This is a genomic window from Kitasatospora sp. NBC_01539 (assembly GCF_045040525.1).
Taxonomy (GTDB): Bacteria; Actinomycetota; Actinomycetes; order Streptomycetales; family Streptomycetaceae; genus Kitasatospora.
This window is the reverse complement of the sequence record NZ_CP109390.1, coordinates 2,024,712-2,044,709: the sequence shown is the minus strand read 5'-3', so window position 1 is coordinate 2,044,709 and position 19,998 is coordinate 2,024,712. Positions and strand designations below refer to the sequence as shown.

Below are 19,998 nucleotides of genomic sequence, written 5' to 3'. Positions count from 1 at the left end.
GGGCCCTCCGTCACGTCACGGGCGGCCGCGTCACGGACCGTCACGTGACGGACCGTCACGTCACGGACAGATCGACGCCTGCACGATGACCGCGATCATCTGGCCCTGCTGCTCCGACAGCGTCGAGCCGGCGCCCGAGAAGTAGCCCGCCGTGTTCTTCGCGACGGTCGCCGCGTCCTTGCCCGCGTGGATGTCACCGCAGGTGCGCTGCGCCGCGGCGATCGAACGCTCCTTGTCCAGCGCCAGCTTCGGGTCGATCTGCCCCAGGCCGGCGACCATCGCCAGCTGCTTCGCGGTCTCCGCGGCCGCCGCGGTGCCGGCCGGCTTCGGCGGGGTGGTGGGCAGTGCGGTGGTGGCCGACGCCGATGCCGGGGCCTCCGGGGCGGCGGACGAGGCGCCCGCGGCGGGGGCGGACGCGGCCGGCGACACGGGCGGCGCCGCGTCGGCGGTCTTCCCGCCGTCGCTGCTGCACGCGCCGAGGGAGAGCACGGCCGCAGCGGTGAGGGTGGTGACGATCATTCGAGTTCGCATGGCACCACCGTGTCAGAGACGGCGCGGCGCGCCGAGACCCGTGACCATGCTGTGACGGCGCTGTACCGCGCCGGTGGCCCACCCCGCGCGCCACCCCGCGGACCGCCCCCGCCCACCGGCCGCGACCGGTGGGCGGGGCGGGTGGTCAGGCCGTGTAGTCGTAGAAGCCCCGGCCGGACTTCCGGCCGAGCAGCCCCGCGTCGACCATCCGCGACAACAGCGGCGGAGCGGCGTACAGCGGCTCCTTGAACTCGTCGTACATCGACTCCGCGATCGACACGATGGTGTCCAGGCCGATCAGGTCGCACAGCCGCAGCGGGCCCATCGGGTGGGCGCAGCCGGCCTCCATGCCCTTGTCGATGTCCGCGGCGGTGGCCACGCCCGTCTCGAACATCCGCACCGCGGACAGCAGGTACGGCACCAGCAGGGCGTTCACCACGAAGCCGGCCCGGTCGCGGGCCCGGATGGGCTCCTTGCCGAGCGCCTGCACGGCGAACTCCTCCGCCCGCGCCGTGGTCGCGGCGGAGGTGGTGAGCGTCGGGATGACCTCGACGAGCTTCTGCACCGGCGCCGGGTTGAAGAAGTGCAGGCCGATGACCTGCTCCGGGCGGGAGGTCGACGCGGCGAGCTTCACGATCGGGATGGACGAGGTGTTCGAGGCGAGGATCGCGTCGCGCCGCTCCACCACCCGGTCGAGGGTCTCGAAGATCTTCACCTTGATGTCCTCGCGCTCGGCGACCGCCTCGACGACGAGGTCGCGGTCGGCGAAGTCGGCGAGGTCGGTGGTGAAGGCGAGGTGGGAGAGGGCCTCGGCCCGCTGCTCCTCCGTCAGCTTGCCGCGCTTCACGGCGGTCTCCAGGGAACCCGTCAGCCGGGTGCGGCCGAGCTCCAGGGCCTCGCCGGTGGCCTCGGCGACCAGGACGTCCAGCCCCGCCCGGGCGAAGACCTCCGCGATGCCCGATCCCATGAGGCCGCAGCCGATCACTCCGACGCGCGCGATGTCACTCACTCAGTTGCCCTTCACGGTCATGCCGGGGATCGCCCGGCGAAGTGCTGTCCAGCGGGTCGGCGCCGGGCACGGTGGGCCGGACGCGTGTCCAGCTCGACCGTACTACCCCGCCGGCCCCGTCCCGCGCCGTGGGCCGTTCGGATGACCTCGGCACGTGTCCCGGGGGGCCGGTCCCGCGGCGGCGCCGGGCGGCGTCAGAATGCGGGGCAACCGAGGGAGGGAGCACGGCATGGGCACGGGATCGCTCGCGGGACAGGTCGGCCTGGTCACCGGCGCGGGCCGCGGGATCGGCCGGGAGATCGCCGTCGGGCTGGCCGCCGAGGGCATGGCGCTCGGCCTGATCGGCCGCACGCACGCCACGCTGACCGAGACCCTCCGCGCCTGCGTCCGCCACGGCGCCCGCGGGGTCGCCGTCGGCGCCGACGTCACCCGGCCCGGCTCGGTGCGGGAGGCCGTCCGCACCGTCGAGCGCGACCTCGGCCCGATCGACCTGCTGGTCAACAACGCCGGCCAGGTCGACCACGCCGAGGTGCCGCTGTGGGAGACCGACCCGAACCAGTGGTGGCAGGTCGTGGAGACCAACCTGCGCGGCCCCTACAACATGCTGCGCAGCGTGCTGCCCGGCATGGTCGAGCGGGGCCGCGGGCGGGTGGTCAACCTCAACTCCGGTTTCGCGGTGCGCCCCGACGGCCGGTACACGGCGTACGCGACCTCCAAGGGCGCCCTGCTGCGGCTCTCCGACAACATCGCGGACTCGCTCGCCGCGCACCACGTGGTGGTGCTCGACATCAGCCCCGGCGCGGTCGCCACCGACATGACCGCCCACATGCCGATGTTCGCCGACATGAAGGAGTGGGGCTCGCTGCCGTACGTGGTGGCCGTCGCGGTGGACGCCGCCCGCGGCCGCTTCGACGCGCTGCACGGCAGGTTCGTGCACGCGGGCCGGGACAACCTGGAGACGCTGGTCGCGCGGGCCGAGGAGATCGTGCGGAGCGACGCCCGGACCCTGCGGCTGCGCGCCTACGGGCCGGAGGACCCGCTCGCCTGAGCCCGGCAGCGGCAGCGGCAGCGGCAGCGGTAGTGGCAGCGGCAGCGGTAGTGGCAGTGGCGACGGCTGCGGCGGTGGTGGCGGTAACGGCGGCGGCGGTTCGCCTCAGCCTGCCGCCAGCTCCGCCAGGGCGGCGTCCGGCAGACTGCTGGGCGCCCGGCCCTCCCGGGCGAACGCGCCCGCCAGCCGCTGCAGCGCCTCGTTGACCGGGGTGGGTACGCCGTGGAGGCGGCCCAGCAGCACGACCTCGCCGTTGAGGTGGTCCGCCTCGATGTCGCCCGCGCCCCGGGCGAGGCTCTGCCAGGACGAGCCGCCGCCGCGGTGCTCCCCGTCGATCGGCCGGAGCGTCACCCGGTCGCCGCGTACGGCCCGCTGCTCCTCGTCGCCCGCGGGCGCGATGCCCGCGGCGGCGAGCACGGCCGCGCCCTCGGCGGCGGCCCGTGCGGCGACCGCCTCCCGCAGCCCGCCCTCGACCGGCCCGGCGACGGCCTCCAGCGCGTTGGCGAGGTTGCCCAGCAGTTTGGCGTACTTCCACCGCATGACGTCGTCGGTGACGGGTGCGCCGAAGCCGGACGCCTCCAGGTCGGCGGAGATCCGCCGGGCGGTCGCGTCCAGGCCGGCCGGGTAGCGGCCGAGGTGCAGGATGCCGGTGAGCGGGGCGCCGGGTGCGACGACCCGGCCGGGCTCCAGGTGGGTGGAGGGCAGCCACACGCACACCCCGTACACGTGCCGGAAGCGGCGCAGTGCGAGGCGTTCGTTCTCGACGCCGTTCTGGGCGCAGAGCAGCGGCAGCAGCTCGCCGGCCGTGCCGCCGGGCGACACCGGGCGGGCCGCCCAGCGGTCGAGCAGCGGCAGGGAGTGCTGGGTCTTCACGGCGAGCAGCAGCACGTCGCCGGGGTGGAGGTCGAGCTCCTCCGGCCCGCCGACGGCGGGCACCGGCAGGGTGCGCGGGCCGTCGGGCGTGGTGAGCCGCAGGCCGTCCCGGCGCAGGGCGTCGAGGTGGGCGCCGCGGGCGACGAGCACCACGTCGTGGCCGGATTCGTGGAGCCTGCCGCCGATGGTGCCGCCGACCGCGCCGGCGCCGATCACGATGTAGCGCATGCCCCGACCCTGCCACGGTGGTGCCGGTGCCGTCGCCGCCGGTGGGTCGGTTTCCGGCCGACTTGTCGTGTCCGGTGCAGAATCGGGCGCGGGCGGCCCGGGTGCGGGCCGCCGCCCCGATCCGCGCCGGTCAGCGCGGGCGGTGCGGTCGTCCCCCGCGGGGCGGGTGGGCCGCCTCCGGGCGTCCCGCACCCCCGGGCGGCGCGGCACCGGCGGCCGGAGGACGGGAGTCCGGATCCGGGCCCCCCGGTGGGCGTGGGGAAGACCGCGCAGGCAGGGGCCGGAAGGGACGGACGGCACAGGCGGGACGGACGGGTCCGGTGGGCCCTGCCGACGGCCCGCCGTCCGCATCGCGCCGCCCCCGCACGGCACCGGCCCGATCACGGCGGTCGCCGCCCGGCCCCGCCGCCGCCACCCTGTGGCCGCGCGCGCACGCTCGGTAGTGTCCGGGGCGCACGACCGGCAACCGGCCGGTCGTTCGTCTGCAGGAGGTTGGGGCATGGGCATCGGACGACGCGCAGGACGCACGGCCGCGGCGGTGGCGCTCGCCGTCGGCGCGAGCATCGGTGGCCTCGCCACCCCGGCCGCGGCCGTCGGCCCCTGCCAGGTGGGCTGGGTCTGCCTCTACAACGGCGAGAGCTTCCAGGGCGGCATGTGGTACCACGGCGACGCCGCGGGCACCTACAACCTCAGCGGCTTCAACGACATCGCGTCGTCCTGGATCAACAACTCCTGGTACCGCGACGCCAAGTGGTTCTGGGGCGCCAACGCCTCCGGCGGCAGTGCCTGCATGAACACCAACTCCAGCAAGATATCCGTCGGTTGGTACAACAACGACGAGGCGAGCTCGGTCGTCGTCTACACCGACGACCGCGCCTGCTGACCACCGACCGCCCGGCCGGAGGCCCCGCGGACGCAGGCCCCGGCCGGGCCCCGCACCGCCGCACCAGATGAGGAGAACCGAGTGCCCGTCGTGGAACTCGAAGGCGTCGCACGGACCTTCACGTCCGGCGACGCCGTCGTGCGCGCCCTGCACGGCGTCAGCCTGCAGGTGGGCCGCGGCGAACTGGTCGTGCTGATGGGCGCGAGCGGCTCCGGGAAGACCACCCTGCTGAGCCTCGTCGGCGGCCTCGACCGGGCCGACGCCGGCGCCGTCCGGGTGCTCGGCGAGGACCTCGGCCGCCTCCCGGAACGCCAGTTGGCCCGGCGGCGGCTGACGACCGTCGGCTTCGTGTTCCAGGAGCTCAACCTGCTGCCGGAACTCACCCTGGAGGAGAACGTCTCCCTCCCGCTGGAGGGCGCCGGAGTGCCCCGCACCGCCGCCCGGACCGCCGCCCGGCGGGCCCTGGCCGAGGTCGGACTCGACGGCACGGCCCGCCGCTACCCCGACGAGATCTCCGGCGGCCAGCAGCAGCGCGTGGCCATCGCCCGGGCCGTCGTCGGCGACCGGCGGCTCGTCCTCGCCGACGAGCCCACCGGATCGCTCGACTCGGAGACCGGCGCGGAGATCATGACGCTGCTGCGCCGCCTGTGCGACGCCGGGGCCACCGTGCTCCTCTCCACCCACAACCCGGCGAACGCCGCGTTCGCCGACCGGATCGTGCACCTCAAGGACGGCGCCCTCGTGCGGATCGAACACCGGGACACCCCCGCACGGCCCGGGGGCGCGTAGTGACCGACCCGCGCGGCGCCTCCCTCGACCGCCGCCTGGCCCGGGCGATCGTGATCGGCACCGGACGGCGCCGCGCCATGCTGCTCGCGCTGTTCGCGGTGCCCGTCCTGCTCGCCACCGCCGCCGCATCCGTCGTCGACACGCTCAACCTCTCGCCCGCGCAACTCGCCACCACGGCCATGGCGCAGGCGGACACCCAGGTCGACCGGATCGAACCGGGCCCCGCCCCCGCCGACCTGGCGGCCGTGCTCGGCCCGCTCCCGCCGGGCACCACCGCGGTCCCGTACTACCGGAGCCCGCAGTTCCCGGTCGTCGTCGGCGGCCTCACCGTGCAGGCCGCCTACCGCGAGAGCGACTGGACGGCACCGGTCACCCGCGGCTGGCTGCGCACCACGGCCGGCCGCCTGCCGGCGGGCCCGGCCGAGGCCGCGGTCTCCCGCCACCTCGCCGCCGCCCACCACCTGCGGATCGGCGACGACCTGCGCCACCGGTGGTCCGGCACCCCCGCGACGATCGTCGGCATCGTCGAGGACCCGAGCGCCTACCGCGCGGACATCGCCGTCGGCGGGCCCGGCCTCTTCGCCCGGTGGTTCAACCCGGCGCACGCCGCCGAGTCGGGCGCCGTCCGCGGCTGGCTCGTGACCGGCGGCACCGCGGCCCTCGGCCCGCCCGCGGCCCGGCAGCACCTCGCCGTCCGGACCCGCACCCAGGTCGCGGGCACCGCCCGCAGCCTGCTCGCCGCGCAGCCCGGCCTCGTCGCCGTGCCCGGCCTCCTGCTGGTCCTGTGCGCCGCGGCGGCCGTGTTCGGCCTGCGGATGCGGCGCCTGCAACGGCAGTTCGCGCTGCTCTCCGCGATCGGCTTCGACGGCGCCCGGCTCGTCCGGGTGGCCCGGACGGCGGGCCTGCTCGCCGCCGCGGCCGGCGGCACCGCCGGTGTCGTGCTGGGCACGGCGCTCGGCGCCGCCGTCCGTTCCGTCGTCCGCTCCGCCGTCGCCCGCGACCTCGCCGCGGTCGACCCGGCCACGCCCCGGCCGCTGGTGCTGCTGCTCGCCACCGTCCTGTGCGGGGCCCTGGCCGTCCGGATCCCGGCCCGGCTCGCCGCCGCCCGCACGGTGCGCAGCGGACTGAACCGTGCCCCGGGCACCCGCGGCGGCACCCGCCGCAGGCGCTGGTGCGCGGTCCTCGGCGCGGCCGGTGCCGCCGCGGTCGCGGCGGGTGCCGCCGCGGGTTCCGGCACGCCCGGCGCCGCCGGCGGCGTCGTCCTGCTGGCCGCCCTGCTGCTGGCCGTGCCCGACGTGCTGATCCTGCTCGGCCGCGCGGCCGGGCCGCTCCGGCCGGGCCCCCGCTTCGCCGTCCGCGACCTCGCCCGCGACCGCCGCCGGCCGACCGCCGCGGTGGCGTTCGGCACGGTCACCGTCGCCCTGGCGACGGCCACCGCGCTGTTCGTCGGCGGCAACAACGCCCGGGACGCCCGCGAGTACGCGGGATCCCGGCACACCGGCCAGGTCGAGGTGGTGCTGCGCGACGCCCCGCCGTCCGCCGCCGTCGAGGACGCGCTGCGCACCGCCGCCGGCACCACCCGGCCCGTGGCGGCCGTCCAGGGCGTGTACGCCTCGGACACCCCGGAGGCGGGTGCGCTCTCACGGCTGGCCCTGCCGCCGGTGGCGATCCTCGCGCCGGGCGGGGTGACGGGCAGCCGCTTCGGGCGCCTGCAGATCGTCGACACCCCGGACGACTTCCGCGCGCTGACGATGCGCGGGCCCACCGGCGCCGAGACGGCCGCGCTCACCGCCGGGCACGTCCTCGTCCTGGACCCGGCGTTCGTCCGCGACGGCGCGGTCGACCTGGCCGCCGGTCCCGAGCAGGCCGGCACGCCGCGGCGCATCCCGGCGGCCGCGGCGGAGCACCCCGTCGACAGCACCACGCTCAACCGGGCGCGGGCGGTGCTCACCGCGCGCGCCGCGCGGGCACTCGGCCTCGTCCCGGTCACCACCACGTACCTGGCCACCCTGGACGGTGCCGTGCCGCCCGACCTGGAGGCCCGGCTCGGCCGGGCGCTGGAACCGCTGGGCGTCCCCGCCACCGCCCTGCACGTCGAGCGGCCGTACAGCCCGCCGGTGCCGGTGCGCTGGAACGTCCTGATGGCCGTCGCCGGGATCATGGTGCTCGTGGTCACGCTCCTGGCGGTCTCCGCGTCCGCACAGGAACTGCGGCCCCAGCTGCGGCTGCTGCGGGTGATCGGCTTCGGCGGCCCGACCCGCCGCACCGTGTCCGCGACGCAGGCGGCGGTCATCACCGCCCTGTCCGTCGGATGCGGGGTGGCGGCCGGATTCGTCCTGGCCGGGGCGCAGTTGTGGCCCAAGGGCACCGAGATCGTGGTGCCGTGGACGGCGCTCGCCACCGCGTGCGCCGCCGTGGTCGCCGGTGCCTCCGCCGCCGGCTTCCTGCTCCATCCCGTCGGCGCCCGCCGCACCGGCCGGCGGCCCGGGCGGCGGTTCCGGTTCCGGACCGGGCGGCCGCGGGCGGCGGTACCGCGTCGGGCACACTGACGGACATGACCCGCACCGCCCCGGAGCCGGCCCCGCTGCCCGCGGAGGCCGGCGCGCTGCTGACCGAACTCGCCGCCCCGCCACGCCTGGTGGCGCACCTGCGGCTCGTCCACGACGTGGCGCTGCGGCTGGTCGACGCCCTCGGGGCGGAGCTGGGCGCCGACCGGCACGGCGTCCTGTACGGCGCGGCCACCCACGACGTCGGCAAGGTGCTGCACCCCGAGGAGCTGTCCGAACCCGGCTCGCTGCACGAGGAGGCGGGCCGGGCCCTGCTGCTGCTGGCCCGCGGCGTCCACCCGGACCGCGCCCGGTACGCGGGCACGCACGCCTCCTGGACCCTGCCCGGCATCAGCACCGAGGAACTGCTGGTCAGCCTCGCCGACAAGATCTGGAAGGGCCGGCGCCAGGCCGACCTGGAGGACCTCGTGGCCGGACGGCTCGCCGGGGCCCGCCGCCAACCGCTCTGGGAGGCGTTCCTGGCGCTCGACGACGTCCTCGGCCCGCTCGCGGAGGAGGCGGGACCGCGGCTCGCCTACCAGGCGTCGTTCCCCGTGCTGCCGCCGCGGAGCCCGACGTCCGGCTGACAGGCCCCCGGCCCGGCGGGCATGCGCGAGCGGCGGCCGTGCACGGGCGGCGGTCGCCACAGCCGTCGCGCTCCGGCGGGCGCGGCGGGCACGGCGGGCGTCACGGGACGGCGGGCGCGGCGGCGCGGGCCCGCTCCGGACCGTCCGCCTGGGCCTGGGCCTGGGCCGAGTCCTGGGCCGGGTCCGGGGCCGGTGCTGCGGTGCGCGACGGACCCCGTACGCCGAGGACGACCCCGGCGCCGACCAGCAGGGCGCCCGCCACCTCCCCGGCGCGCGGGGCGCCGGTGCCGAGCACGGCCGCGGCGAGCGCCGAGGTGATCGGCACCAGACCGGCGAACAGCCCGGCGCGTTCGGGCCCCAGCCGGCCGAGCGCGCCGTACCAGAGCAGGAACGCCACCACGGTCATCACCACCGCGAGGTAGAGCAGCGCGGCGAGTTCGGCACCGGTGGGGGCGCGCAGCGCCGCCCGGCCGTCCCGTACGGCGGCTGTCACCGCGAACATCGGCACCGCCAGCACGGTCACCCACGCCGAGACCCCGACCGGTCCCAGCCGCGGCAGCAGCGGCACCGCCAGCAGCGAGAACGCGGCCTCGCAGCCGAGCGTGCCCAGCGCGTACCAGGTGCCCGCGGCGCCGCCGCCGCCCAGGCCCTGCGCCACCGCCGCTCCCGCCGCCACCACCACCGCGGCGGCGACGGTGCGGCCGTGCGGACGGCGGCGCACCAGGGCCGGCCCGAGCACCGCGAGCAGCAGCGGGGACGCGCCCACCACGCTCCCGACGGCTGCCGGACCGGAGTGCCGCACCGCCTGCACCAGCAGCACGTTGAAGGCGAACAGGCCGGTCGCGGCGACCAGCGCCAACCGCCCGAGCTCACGGCGCGTGGGCCGTACGCCGCGCGGGCCGCTCCGCAGCGCGACCGGCACCAGCAGGACCGCCGCCAGCAGGTAGCGCACGGCCTGGCCGCCGAGCAGCGGATAACCGGCGAACGCGGCGCTCACCGCGGTGGAGCAGCCCAGCATGGTCATCGCGGTGCCCGCGCGCAGCGCGCCGGACGCGGTGTCGGAGAGTGGCATGCCCTCCACGCTAGGCAGCGGGCGGTCCGCCGGACAGGTCCACCCGGGCGGCACCGGAGTGGACCACTTCCGGCGCCGGGGCGGCGTACGATCGCGGCCGTGACCGAGCTCCTCCTCGCCTTCGACCGCACCGGCGGCGAGCTGACCGCCCGTCTCACCCGGGCGCTGCGCGACGCCGTGCGGCAGGGCCGCCCGCCCGCCGGCGGCCGGCTGCCCGCCACCCGCGTACTCGCCCGCGACCTCGGTCTGGCCCGCGGCACGGTCGTCGAGGCGTACGCCCAACTGGTCGCCGAGGGATACCTGGTGAGCATCCCGGGCTCGGGCACCCGGGTCGCGGACGGCGTCGCGCCCGCCGCCCCGCCCGCCCCGCCGCCCACCGCCGGGCACCCCGTCCGGTACGACCTCGCACCCGGCACCCCCGACCTGTCTGCCTTCCCCCGCGCCGCCTGGCAGGCCGCGCTGCGCCGTGCGCTCGCCGACACGGCGCACAGCGGCCTCGGCTACGGCGACCCGGCCGGCCGCCCCGAGCTGCGGGCCGCCCTCGCCGCCTCGCTCGGGCGGGTGCGCGGCGCGGCCGCGACCGGTCGGCAGGTGATCGTGGTCGGCGGGGTGGCGCAGGGACTCGCCCTGCTGGTGGGGCAGTTGCGGCAGCACGGCCACCACACCCTCGCGGTGGAGGACCCGTGCTCGCCGGGCACCCTCGGGCTGCTGCGCGCCCACGGCATCGAGCCCGTCGGCGTGCGCGTCGACGCGCACGGCCTGGACGTCGCCGCGCTCGCTGCCACCGGCTCCCGCGCCGTGCTCGTCACGCCCGCCCACCAGTACCCGACCGGCGTGGTGCTCGCCCCCGGGCGGCGCGCCGCCCTGATCGCCTGGGCGCGCGCCACCGGCGGCCTGGTGGTCGAGGACGACTACGACGCGGAGTTCCGCTACGACCGCGAGCCCGTCGGCTGCCTCCAGGGCCTCGCCCCCGACCACGTCGTGCACCTCGGCTCGCTCAGCAAGACGCTCGCCCCCGGGCTGCGGCTCGGCTGGGCCGTCCTGCCCGACGCGTGGGTGGACGGCTTCCGCGAGGCCAAGCGCTACACCGACCTGGGCTGCTCCGTCCTCGACCAGCTGGCCTTCGCCCGGCTGCTCGCCGACGGCGGCCACGACCGCCACCTGCGGGCCGTCCGGGCCCGGTACCGCGGCCGCCGCGACGCCCTGGCCGAGGCACTCGCCCGGTACCTGCCGGACGCCGCCGTGCGCGGCGTCGCCGCGGGCCTGCACCTCCACCTCGACCTTCCGGACGGCTGCGCCGAGGCCGAGGTCGTGGCGGCCGCCGCCGGGCTCGGCGTCCGGGTCGAGCCGGTCACGCCGATGCGGCTGGGGTCGCAGGGCGCACCGGCGGTGGTGCTCGGCTACGCGGCCCTGCCGGAGCGGGCGCTCGCCGAGGCGGCCCGGCTGCTCGGGCAGGCGGTCACGGCGTCGCGCGGCCGCCGCCCCGCCGGCGCCGGAGCGCCGCCCGGAGGCCGCCCCGCCCGCGCGGCGGGTCGACGGCGGTGAGCTCGTCCGCCAGCAGGTCCATCAGCAGGCCGTCGTGCCAGGTGCCGTCCGGCCCGCGCTCGTACCGCCGCATCACCCCCACCGGACGGAAGCCGACCTTGCGGTAGCAGGCGATGGCCGGGGCGTTGTCCGCCGCCGGGTCGATGACCAGCCGGTGGTGGCCGAGCTCCGTCGTCAGGTAGCGGGCGAGCGTGCGGACGGCGTCGGTGCCCAGCCCCCGGCCGTGCACCGACGGGTCGAGGTACACGTCGATGCCGGCGTGCCGGTAGTCCGGCTCCTCCTCCTCGTGCCACTGGATCGCGCCGACCACCCGGCCCCGGTACTCGACGGCCAGGGTCGGCGTCTGCGCGTCCGACAGGTCGGAGCGCACCTCCGCCACCATGTCGGGACCGCCCCGCCAGCGGGCCCGCACCTCGGCCGTGGACCGGATCTCCGCGAGCAGGGGCACGTCGGCGGGGCCGGCGGGTCGGAGGAGGACGGCGGCGCCGGGCAGGGTCGGCCTGGTCTGCATGCTGGCACGCTACCCGGCCCGGGCCGCCGCGACGGCCCGTCGGCCGACTTGCCGCGACCCGCCACCGCGGGGCGCCCGGCGGCGGCATACTGTCCTCCGGCCGTGCGCGGCCCCGGCCCCGGCCGTCGCCCGCCGACCCCGTCGGCCGCCTGCTCCGGTCAAGCCCCGGCCGTCCCGCCGTGCCCGCCGGAAAACGCGTGGCCGATGTCCAGGCCGTCGCCGAGAATCGCCGGGTGAGCCCCGACTTCCTCCACAAGCCCACCCTCACCGGTGACCGGGCGCTGCTGCGCCCCTTCCGTCCCGGCGCCGACCTGCCCGCCCTGGCGGCCGCGATCGCCGATCCGGAGGTGCGCCGGATGACCGGCAGCGCCCACCACCCGCCGTTCGACGAGGACCACCTGCGCCGCTGGTACGGCTCCCGCAACGAGCAGGACGACCGGCTCGACCTCGCCCTCGTCGACCGCGCCGCCGACCGCTGCGTCGGCGAGGTGGTGCTCAACGAGTGGGACGGGCCGAACCGCAGCTGCAGCCTCCGCATCCTGATCGGCCCCGGCGGCCGCGACCGGGGCCTCGGCACCGAGGCCGTCCGGCTCGTCCTCGGCCACGCCTTCGGCCACCTCGCCCTGCACCGGGTCTCGCTGCACGTGTACGCGTTCAACCCGCGCGCCCGCCGCGTCTACGAGAAGGCCGGGTTCGTCGCGGAGGGCGTGCTGCGGGAGGCGCTGCGCGACGGCGACGACCGGGTCGACGACGTCGTGATGTCCGTCCTCGCGCACGAGTGGGCCCGCCACCGCGGCCGCCCCTGACGGCGTCGCGGCCCGCAGGGGAGGGCCGTCCCGCCGCGGGACGGCCGGGCGGCGGGGCGCGGTCGGCTAGCCTGGAGCACGATGAATCGCCTGAGCACGCCCTTCGGTGAGGTCGACCTCACCCGTTATCCCGACGACCCGCGCGATCAGCTGCGTGCCTGGGACGCCTCCGACGACTACCTGCTGCAGCACCTCGCCGAGAGCGGCACCGACCTGAGCGGCACCGTCGTGATCGTCGGCGACCGCTGGGGCGCCCTCGCCACCGCGCTCGCCGCGCACCACCCGGTGCAGATCGGCGACTCCTACCTCGGCCGGCAGGCCACGGTCGCCAACCTCGACCGCAACCACCCCGGGGACGCCGCCGCCGTCCGGCTGCTGACCACGCGCGAGACCCCGCCCGAGCGGGTCGACGTGCTGCTCGTCCGGGTGCCCAAGAACCTCGCCCTGCTGGAGGACCAGCTGCACCGGCTGGCCCCGGCGGTGCACGAGGGCACGGTCGTGGTCGGCACCGGCATGACCACCGAGATCCACACCTCCACCCTGCAGCTGTTCGAGAAGGTGCTCGGCCCGACCCGCACCTCGCTCGCGGTCCGCAAGGCCCGGCTGATCCACTGCACCCCGGACCCGGCGATCGCCCGCACCGGCAGCCCGTGGCCGCGCAGCTACGACCTCCCGGGCGAGATCGGCGTGGTCTCCGGCCGGCCGGTCACCAACCACGCCGGCATCTTCTGCGCGGACCGCCTCGACGTCGGCACCCGCTTCCTGCTCCGCCACCTCCCGGAGCGCAAGGGGCCGGAGACGGTGGTCGACCTCGGCTGCGGCAACGGCGTCGTGGGGACGGCGGCCGCGCTCGCCAACCCGGACGCCGAGGTGGTCTTCGTCGACGAGTCGTACCAGGCCGTCGCCTCGGCGGAGGCGACCTTCCGTGCCAACCTCGGCGCGGACGCCCCGGCCCGGTTCGCGGCCGGCGACGCCATGGCGGACGTGCCCCCCGGCAGCGTCGACCTGGTGCTCAACAACCCGCCGTTCCACACCCACCAGGCCATCACGGACGCCACCGCCTGGCGGATGTTCAGCAGTGCCCGGACGGCGCTGCGCCAGGGCGGCGAGCTCTGGGTGGTCGGCAACCGCCACCTCGGCTACCACGTCAAGCTCCGCCGGCTGTTCGGCAACTGCCGTACGGTGGCGAGCGATCCGAAGTTCGTGCTGCTGCGCGTGGTGAAGCGCTAGCGGGTGCCGTTCAGGCGGCCTGCAGCGGCGGCAGTGCCTGCCAGCGGGCGGGCACGCCGCGCATGAGCAGGGTGCAGTCCAGCTCGGCGCTGCCGGGCGGGAAGCGCTCGGGGTCGTCGAAGAAGGACGAGGCCGCGGAGTGCGCGACGGCGGCCTCGACGTGCCAGGCGTCGGTCCGCAGCTGCATGCCGTCGAGCCGGCCGGGTTCGCGGGCGGGCGACCACCCGCGGGAGCCGGTGCGGAAGAACGCCGAGGCGGCGGCGAGGCCGTCGAAGAGCACGCTGCCGTCGAGGCGGTCGGCCGGTGCGGCGGTCACCTCGGCGTGCACCGCGCCGTCGTGCGTGGTGAAGGCCACGGACAGCTTCCCGGCGCTCTCGTCGACGCGGAAGTCGGCCAGGCCGTGCGCGCCGGGGAAGATCCGGCCGCCGGCCCAGGCGTTGATCCGGGACGCGGTGTCGCGGCGGGTGATGTAGACCCCCGCCTCGACGCCGTCCGGGCCGTCCCACTCGACGGCGATGCGGTGCGCGGCGTTCTCGCTGCGCAGGCCCGTCCAGCCCGGCGCCCGGGCGGGCCGGACGTCGCCGAGGCGCAGCAGGCACAGGCCGGCGACGGCGTGGCCGCGGACGAGCTGCGGCCGCAGCCGCGGGGGCAGCAGCCGGGCGGTGGTGTCGGGGTCGGTGCGGTAGTTCACCAGCAGCCGCCGTTCGACGGTGCTCGCGAGGTGCGGCGTTCTCATCCGGTCTCCTTCTCCCGCCACGTGGTGCGGCGCAGCACGATCTGTTCGGGGCAGACGGCGCTCAGGAAGCGTCCGACGCAGACGGCGAGCCGCTCCTCCACCAGGGTGTAGAGGATGCGGTTGCCGTCGCGCCGTTCGGTGACGAGCCCGGCGCCCTTGAGCACGCCGAGGTGCCGGGAGACCGAGGGGGCGCTGATGGTGAAGCGGGCCGCGATCTGCCCGGCCGCGAGCTCGCCCTGGCGCAGGTCCTCCAGGATCTGGCGGCGCGTCGGGTCGGCGAGGGCGCGGAAGACCCCCGAGTCGTCGTCTGCTGCTGTCATGCGTAGATATTTAGCACATGAGCTAAATACGGAACAAGACTCGCCTCAGGCGGCCTGCCGTGCGAACTCCCGGTTGGCGAGGGTGTGCCGGCGGTAGGACTCGGGGAGGTCCGGCAGGGCCAGCAGCCGGTCGCAGGCGGCCGCCGAGCCCGCCAGGTCGCCCACCCAGTACGCCGCGACGGAGTACTCGAACAGCAGCCCCCAGCGGTAGACCCAGGGCTGGGTGAAGAGCCGGTCGTCCGTACCGTCCGGCCCGGTGCCGATCTGTTCGAGGCCGGTCCGGGCGAAGGTGTACGCCGTCCGGTGGCGGTTCATCAGGCGCAGCCGGGAGACGAGTTCGTAGCAGGCCTCCAGGCGCTGCGGGCGGCTCTCCCAGGCGCGCAGCAGGGAGTCCATGGCGCCCGGCCAGTCGCCGGTGGCGGCCCGCAGCACCCCGGCCTGGAGCAGCGCGCAGTAGACCTCCTCCGGCCAGCCGTGCATGGTGGCGCGCCGCTCGTAGAGGCCGATCGCGGCCTGGGTGTCGCCCATGTCGCGCAGGGTCTGGGCGAGGTAGAAGACCGTACGGGCGTTGTCGGGGTCGCGGGCGAGGTCGTCGCGCAGCAGGCGGGCGTCGCGCCGGTACCGGTCGCCGCGCGGGGCGCCGCCGGTGAGGTGCTCGACCGACAGCGCGTCCAGGTGGGCGGTGGTGTCGGGGCCGTCGGTGGTGAGGTACTCGTGGGTGGCGCCGACGTACCGCCAGTCCAGGCCGGCGCGGACGAGCCGCTTGACCCGGTGCTCGGGGTCGGTCCGGTGCCGCAGCAGGTAGGAGTCGGCGGTGAGCGGGGGCAGGTCGCCGGAGCGGCGGACCACCATGTCGGCGTCGATCAGCAGCAGGTAGTCGGCGCGGTCGCGGGCACGGCGGATGTTGAGGGTGCGGTTGTGCCCGAAGTCCACCCAGGGGTCCTCGTGCAGCTCGCCGGGCACGCCGTCCAGGGCCCGCCTGACCAGCTCCTGCGTGCCGTCGGTGGAGCCGGTGTCGGAGATGACCCAGGTGTCGACCAGGCCGCGCACGGAGGCGAGGCAGCGTTCGACGACGGCGGCCTCGTCCTTGACGATCATGCAGAGGCAGACGGTCGGCCGGGCGGGGGAGTCGGGTCGGGTCACGGGGGCCTCGCGGTCGGACGGCGGCGTCCCGGAGGCGTCCGGGCCTCCGACAGTAGGCCGCGCCGCGGCTCCCCCGGCCGCGACACGGCGGGAGCGGGCGCTGCCGACCGGATGCCGCAGTGGCGGTCGGCGGCGGCGCCCGCGCCCGGCCCGCGGGCCGTCAGGGGGCGGCCGTGAACACCAGTGAGGCGTTGTGCCCGCCGAAGCCGAAGGCGTTGGCCAGCGCCGCCGTCACCCGGCCCTCCCGCGGCCGGCCGGTGACGACGTCGAGCTTCACGGCCGGGTCGGGGGAGTCGAGGTTGACCGTCGGCGGCACGACGCCGTCGCGGACGGCGAGGATCGCGGCGATCGCCCCCAGCGCCCCGGCCGCGCCGAAGAGGTGGCCCGTCATCGACTTGGTGGCGGTGACGGAGGGGTGCGTGCCGACGGCCTCGGTCACGGACTGCGCCTCGGTGAGGTCGCCGAGCTGCGTCGAGGTGGCGTGCGCGTGCACGTGGTCGACGGCCTGCGGGGGCAGCCCGGCGGCCGCCAGGGCCGCCCGGATCGCGCGGACCTGGCCGTCCGGGTGCGCGGCGGTGATGTGGTGCGCGTCGGAGGTGACCCCGGCCCCGGCGAGCACGGCGTGCACACGGGCGCCGCGGGCCGCGGCGAACCCGGCGCGTTCCAGCACGATCACGGCCGAGCCCTCGCCGATCACGAAGCCGTCGCGGCCGGTGTCGAAGGGCCGGGACGCCTGCCGGGGTGCGTCGTTGCGCGTGGAGTGCGCCCTGGCCTGCGCGAAACCGGCCAGCGTCAGCGGGCAGATGCAGGCCTCCGCGCCGCCCGCCACGACGACGTCCGCCCGGCCCAGGTGGATGAGGTCCAGGGCCGTCGCGATCGCCTCGGCGCCGGACGCGCAGGCGCTGACGGGGGTGTGCGCGCCGGCGCGGGCCCCGAGGTCGATGCTCACCCAGGCGGCGGGCCCGTTGGCCATCAGCATCGGCACGGTGTGCGGGGAGACCCTGCGGACGCCCGACGCCTCCAGCACGTCGTCCTGCCCGAGGATGGTCAGTGCGCCTCCGGTGCCGGTGCCGATCACGACGGCGAGCCGCTCCGGCTCGACCCCGGGCCGGCCCGCGTCGGCCCACGCCTCGCGGGCGGCGACCAGGGCGACCTGCTCGCAGCGGTCCAGCCGCCGGGCCTGCACCCGGTCGAGCACGGTGGCCGGGTCGACCGCCAGCTGCCCCGCGATGCGTACCGGGAGGTCCGCCGCCCAGTCCGCCTCGATCGGGCCGATCCCGGACCGTCCGGCGAGCATGCCCGCCCAGGTCGAGGCGGTGTCCCCGCCGAGCGGGGTGGTGGCTCCGAGGCCGGTGACGACGACCGTGCTGTCCCTGCCCATCCTTGCGCTCCTTCTGTCGAGTACGGCCAAACCCGGCCGCCGGTGGATGCTGCCCGCCGATCGGCCCGGAAGCCACTCTTCCAGGGTAGTGACGATGATTCAGGTACAGAACGGCACCGATTGCCTGGCCGGAAGGTTATGGGAAGTCAACAAATCGCCGACGCCCCGGCCTGCCGCCGGTCCGCCGCCGGCCTGCCGTCGGTCGGGCTCGCCGCGGGAGGCGGGAGGCGGGAGGCGGGAGGCGGGAGGCGGGAGGCGGGAAGGGCCGGTGATGGCCGGCCGGGGGCGAAGCCGGTTCCCGTCGGGCCGGCCGGGTCGAAGATCCGCTGCCGGTGGAGCCGGGCCGGCGGGGTGCGGCGGGGGTGCGGCGGGGTGCGGCGGGGGTGCGGCGGGGGTGCGGTGGGGTGCGATGGGGGAGGGAGCGGGCGGTGTGGGCCGAACGAGCGATCATGGAGGTGTGCCCCGGGGCCCGACCCTCCGGAGCTTCTTGCATGAATGTTCCGTGATGCGTATATTCATGCTGAATCTAGGAGGAACGCCATGGCATTGCGAGTCGCCGTCGCCGGAGCGAGCGGGTACGCGGGCGGTGAGGTGCTGCGTCTGCTGCTCGGGCACCCGGAGGTCGAGATCGGGGCGCTGACCGGCGGCTCCAACGCGGGAGCGGTGTTCGGCACCCTGCAGCCGCACCTCCTGCCGCTGGCCGACCGCATCCTGGAGCCGACCACCACCGAGGTCCTGGCCGGTCACGACATCGTCTTCCTCGGCCTGCCGCACGGGCAGTCCGCCGCCGTCGCCGAGGCGCTCGGCGACGACGTGCTGGTCGTCGACTGCGGCGCCGACTTCCGGCTCAAGGACGCGGCGACCTGGGAGCGCTTCTACGGCTCCCCGCACGCCGGCACCTGGCCGTACGGCCTGCCCGAACTGCCCGGCCACCGCGCCGCGCTGAAGGGCACCCGGCGCATCGCCGTCCCCGGCTGCTACCCCACCGCGGTCTCCCTGGCGCTCTACCCCGCCTACGCCGCCGGCCTCGTCGGCCACGAGGCGGTGATCGTCGCCGCGTCCGGCACCTCGGGCGCGGGCAAGGCCGTCAAGCCGCACCTGCTCGGCAGCGAGGTCATGGGCTCGATGAGCCCGTACGGCGTCGGTGGCGGGCACCGCCACACGCCGGAGATGGCGCAGAACCTGAGCCCGGTGGCGGGCGGGCCGGTCACCGTCTCGTTCACCCCCACCCTGGCGCCGATGCCGCGCGGCATCCTCGCCACCTGCAGCGCGGCCGCGAAGCCCGGCGTGACCGCCGCCTCGCTGCGGGCCGCCTACCAGGAGGCCTTCGCCGGCGAGCCGTTCGTCCGCCTGCTGCCCGAGGGGCAGTGGCCGCAGACGAGTTCGGTCTACGGCTCGAACGCCGCCCTCGTCCAGGTCGCCCTGGACGAGCACGCCGGACGCGTCATCGCGATCAGCGCGATCGACAACCTGGTGAAGGGCACCGCGGGCGGCGCGGTGCAGTCCATGAACATCGCCCTCGGCCTCCCCGAGGAGCTCGGCCTCCCGCTGAACGGAGTCGCACCGTGAGCCAGCCCGTGACGGACCAGCAGAACATCGGCGTGACGGCGGCGAAGGGCTTCCGCGCGTCGGGGGTCACGGCCGGCCTCAAGGCCTCCGGCAACCCCGACCTCGCCCTCGTCGTCAACGACGGCCCCTCGTACGCCGCGGCGGGTGTCTTCACCTCCAACCGGGTCAAGGCCGCGCCCGTCCTCTGGTCGCAGCAGGTCCTGACCACCGGGCAGTTGGCCGCGGTCGTGCTCAACTCCGGCGGCGCGAACGCCTGCACCGGCCCCGAGGGCTTCCAGGACACCCACGCCACCGCCGAGAAGGTCGCCGCCGAGCTCGGTGTCGGCGCGATCGAGGTCGCCGTCTGCTCCACCGGCCTGATCGGCGTGCGCCTGCCGATGGACCTCCTGCTGCCGGGCGTCGAGCAGGCCGCGAAGGCCCTCACCGCGGACGGCGGCGAGGCCGCCGCGATCGCCATCAAGACCACCGACACCGTGCACAAGACCGCCCAGGTCACCAGCCCCGAGGGCTGGACGGTCGGTGGCATGGCCAAGGGCGCGGGCATGCTCGCACCCGGCCTCGCCACCATGCTCGTCGTCGTCACCACCGACGCCGAGGTCGGCAGCGAGGACCTCGACGCGGCGCTGCGCAGCGCCACCCGCACCACCTTCGACCGGGCCGACTCCGACGGCTGCATGTCGACCAACGACACCGTGCTGCTGCTGGCCTCCGGCGCCTCCGGGGTCACGCCGGACGCGGCCGGGTTCGCCGAGGCCGTGCGCACCGTCTGCGCCGACCTCGCCCGGCAGCTGATCGGTGACGCCGAGGGCGCCTCCAAGGACATCAGGATCGACGTCACCGGCGCGGCGACCGAGGACGAGGCCGTCGACGTGGCCCGCACCGTCGCCCGCAACAACCTGCTCAAGTGCGCCCTGCACGGCGAGGACCCGAACTGGGGCCGCGTCCTGGCGGCGATCGGCACCACCACGGCCGCCTTCGACCCGGACGCGCTCGACGTCGCCATCAACGGCGTCTGGGTGTGCCGCGGCGGCAGCGTCGGCGAGGACCGCGACCTGGTCGACATGACCGGCCGCGAGGTCGTCATCACCGCCGAGCTGCACGCCGGCGAGGCGCGGGCCACGGTGTGGACCAACGACCTCACCGCGGACTACGTGCACGAGAACAGCGCCTACTCGACCTGATCCCCGGGGG

Annotated in this window: 18 protein-coding genes and 1 pseudogene; 10 read left to right on the top strand and 9 right to left on the bottom strand. The window is 76.5% G+C overall.

The genetic code is table 11. From position 1 onward, the window contains the following. Positions 1-60: 60 nt before the first annotated feature. Both OG335_RS08770 and OG335_RS08765 read right to left on the bottom strand, forming a co-directional pair. Positions 61-531, bottom strand: a complete 471-nt coding sequence (locus OG335_RS08770) for a DUF732 domain-containing protein (protein ID WP_405010468.1) — start codon at positions 529-531, stop codon at positions 61-63. 145 nt (positions 532-676) lie between these two features. Beyond that, a complete protein-coding gene (locus OG335_RS08765) occupies positions 677-1,540 on the bottom strand; it encodes a 3-hydroxybutyryl-CoA dehydrogenase (RefSeq protein WP_405010467.1) in 864 nt (287 codons plus the stop codon). Positions 1,541-1,769: 229 nt separating this feature from the next. Between OG335_RS08765 and OG335_RS08760 the strand changes: the two genes are divergently transcribed. Continuing rightward, positions 1,770-2,588 carry an SDR family NAD(P)-dependent oxidoreductase gene (locus tag OG335_RS08760; protein ID WP_405010466.1) on the top strand — a complete coding sequence of 273 codons (819 nt, stop codon included), beginning with the start codon at positions 1,770-1,772 and terminating at the stop codon, positions 2,586-2,588. Between the two features lie 105 nt (positions 2,589-2,693). On the opposite strand, the gene OG335_RS08755 is transcribed toward OG335_RS08760, so the two are convergent. Next, positions 2,694-3,689: a ketopantoate reductase family protein gene (locus OG335_RS08755; RefSeq protein WP_405010465.1), complete on the bottom strand. Its 996-nt coding sequence runs from the start codon at positions 3,687-3,689 to the stop codon at positions 2,694-2,696. Between the two features lie 499 nt (positions 3,690-4,188). On the opposite strand from OG335_RS08755, the gene OG335_RS08750 reads away from it, so the two are divergent. From OG335_RS08750 to OG335_RS08735, 4 genes are all read left to right on the top strand, one after another. After that, positions 4,189-4,572 carry a peptidase inhibitor family I36 protein gene (locus OG335_RS08750; RefSeq protein WP_405010464.1) on the top strand — a complete coding sequence of 128 codons (384 nt, stop codon included), beginning with the start codon at positions 4,189-4,191 and terminating at the stop codon, positions 4,570-4,572. 81 nt (positions 4,573-4,653) lie between these two features. After that, the gene (locus OG335_RS08745) at positions 4,654-5,361 is read left to right on the top strand and encodes an ABC transporter ATP-binding protein (RefSeq protein ID WP_405010463.1); all 708 of its coding nucleotides are present in this window, start codon (positions 4,654-4,656) and stop codon (positions 5,359-5,361) included. After that, the gene (locus tag OG335_RS08740) at positions 5,361-7,910 is read left to right on the top strand and encodes a hypothetical protein (protein WP_405010462.1); all 2,550 of its coding nucleotides are present in this window, start codon (positions 5,361-5,363) and stop codon (positions 7,908-7,910) included. Before OG335_RS08745 ends, OG335_RS08740 begins: the two co-directional genes overlap by 1 nt. A gap of 5 nt (positions 7,911-7,915) precedes the next feature. Next, a complete protein-coding gene (locus OG335_RS08735; protein WP_405010461.1) occupies positions 7,916-8,494 on the top strand; it encodes an HD domain-containing protein in 579 nt (192 codons plus the stop codon). Between the two features lie 100 nt (positions 8,495-8,594). On the opposite strand, the gene OG335_RS08730 is transcribed toward OG335_RS08735, so the two are convergent. Continuing rightward, entirely contained in the window at positions 8,595-9,566 is a 972-nt protein-coding gene (locus OG335_RS08730; RefSeq protein ID WP_405010460.1) for a DMT family transporter, read from the bottom strand. Between the two features lie 99 nt (positions 9,567-9,665). On the opposite strand from OG335_RS08730, the gene OG335_RS08725 reads away from it, so the two are divergent. Beyond that, positions 9,666-11,111: a PLP-dependent aminotransferase family protein gene (locus OG335_RS08725; RefSeq protein ID WP_405010459.1), complete on the top strand. Its 1,446-nt coding sequence runs from the start codon at positions 9,666-9,668 to the stop codon at positions 11,109-11,111. On the opposite strand, the pseudogene OG335_RS08720 reads toward OG335_RS08725, so the two are convergent. After that, positions 11,107-11,622 (bottom strand): annotated as a pseudogene (locus tag OG335_RS08720) (GNAT family N-acetyltransferase); the annotation flags it as partial. The gene OG335_RS08725 and the pseudogene OG335_RS08720 sit on opposite strands and share 5 nt — an antisense overlap. A 197-nt stretch (positions 11,623-11,819) precedes the next feature. On the opposite strand from OG335_RS08720, the gene OG335_RS08715 reads away from it, so the two are divergent. Then, positions 11,820-12,428: a GNAT family N-acetyltransferase gene (locus tag OG335_RS08715; protein ID WP_405010458.1), complete on the top strand. Its 609-nt coding sequence runs from the start codon at positions 11,820-11,822 to the stop codon at positions 12,426-12,428. 81 nt (positions 12,429-12,509) lie between these two features. Further along, entirely contained in the window at positions 12,510-13,658 is a 1,149-nt protein-coding gene (locus OG335_RS08710; protein WP_405010457.1) for a methyltransferase, read from the top strand. 10 nt (positions 13,659-13,668) lie between these two features. On the opposite strand, the gene OG335_RS08705 is transcribed toward OG335_RS08710, so the two are convergent. The 4 genes from OG335_RS08705 to OG335_RS08690 form a co-directional block, all read right to left on the bottom strand. Then, positions 13,669-14,394: a DUF2071 domain-containing protein gene (locus tag OG335_RS08705; RefSeq protein WP_405010456.1), complete on the bottom strand. Its 726-nt coding sequence runs from the start codon at positions 14,392-14,394 to the stop codon at positions 13,669-13,671. Further along, the gene (locus OG335_RS08700) at positions 14,391-14,714 is read right to left on the bottom strand and encodes a metalloregulator ArsR/SmtB family transcription factor (RefSeq protein ID WP_405010455.1); all 324 of its coding nucleotides are present in this window, start codon (positions 14,712-14,714) and stop codon (positions 14,391-14,393) included. Before OG335_RS08700 ends, OG335_RS08705 begins: the two co-directional genes overlap by 4 nt. A gap of 45 nt (positions 14,715-14,759) precedes the next feature. After that, entirely contained in the window at positions 14,760-15,857 is a 1,098-nt protein-coding gene (locus tag OG335_RS08695) for a glycosyltransferase (RefSeq protein WP_405010454.1), read from the bottom strand. A 160-nt stretch (positions 15,858-16,017) separates the two neighbouring features. After that, entirely contained in the window at positions 16,018-17,238 is a 1,221-nt protein-coding gene (locus OG335_RS08690; RefSeq protein ID WP_405010453.1) for a beta-ketoacyl-[acyl-carrier-protein] synthase family protein, read from the bottom strand. A gap of 540 nt (positions 17,239-17,778) precedes the next feature. Between OG335_RS08690 and argC the strand changes: the two genes are divergently transcribed. Continuing rightward, on the top strand, positions 17,779-18,807 hold the full coding sequence (argC, locus tag OG335_RS08685) for an N-acetyl-gamma-glutamyl-phosphate reductase (protein ID WP_405010452.1): 1,029 nt from the start codon (positions 17,779-17,781) through the stop codon (positions 18,805-18,807). Between the two features lie 26 nt (positions 18,808-18,833). Beyond that, positions 18,834-19,988 (top strand): bifunctional glutamate N-acetyltransferase/amino-acid acetyltransferase ArgJ, encoded by a 1,155-nt coding sequence (gene argJ, locus OG335_RS08680; protein ID WP_405015336.1) that lies wholly within the window; start codon positions 18,834-18,836, stop codon positions 19,986-19,988. Positions 19,989-19,998 lie beyond the last annotated feature (10 nt).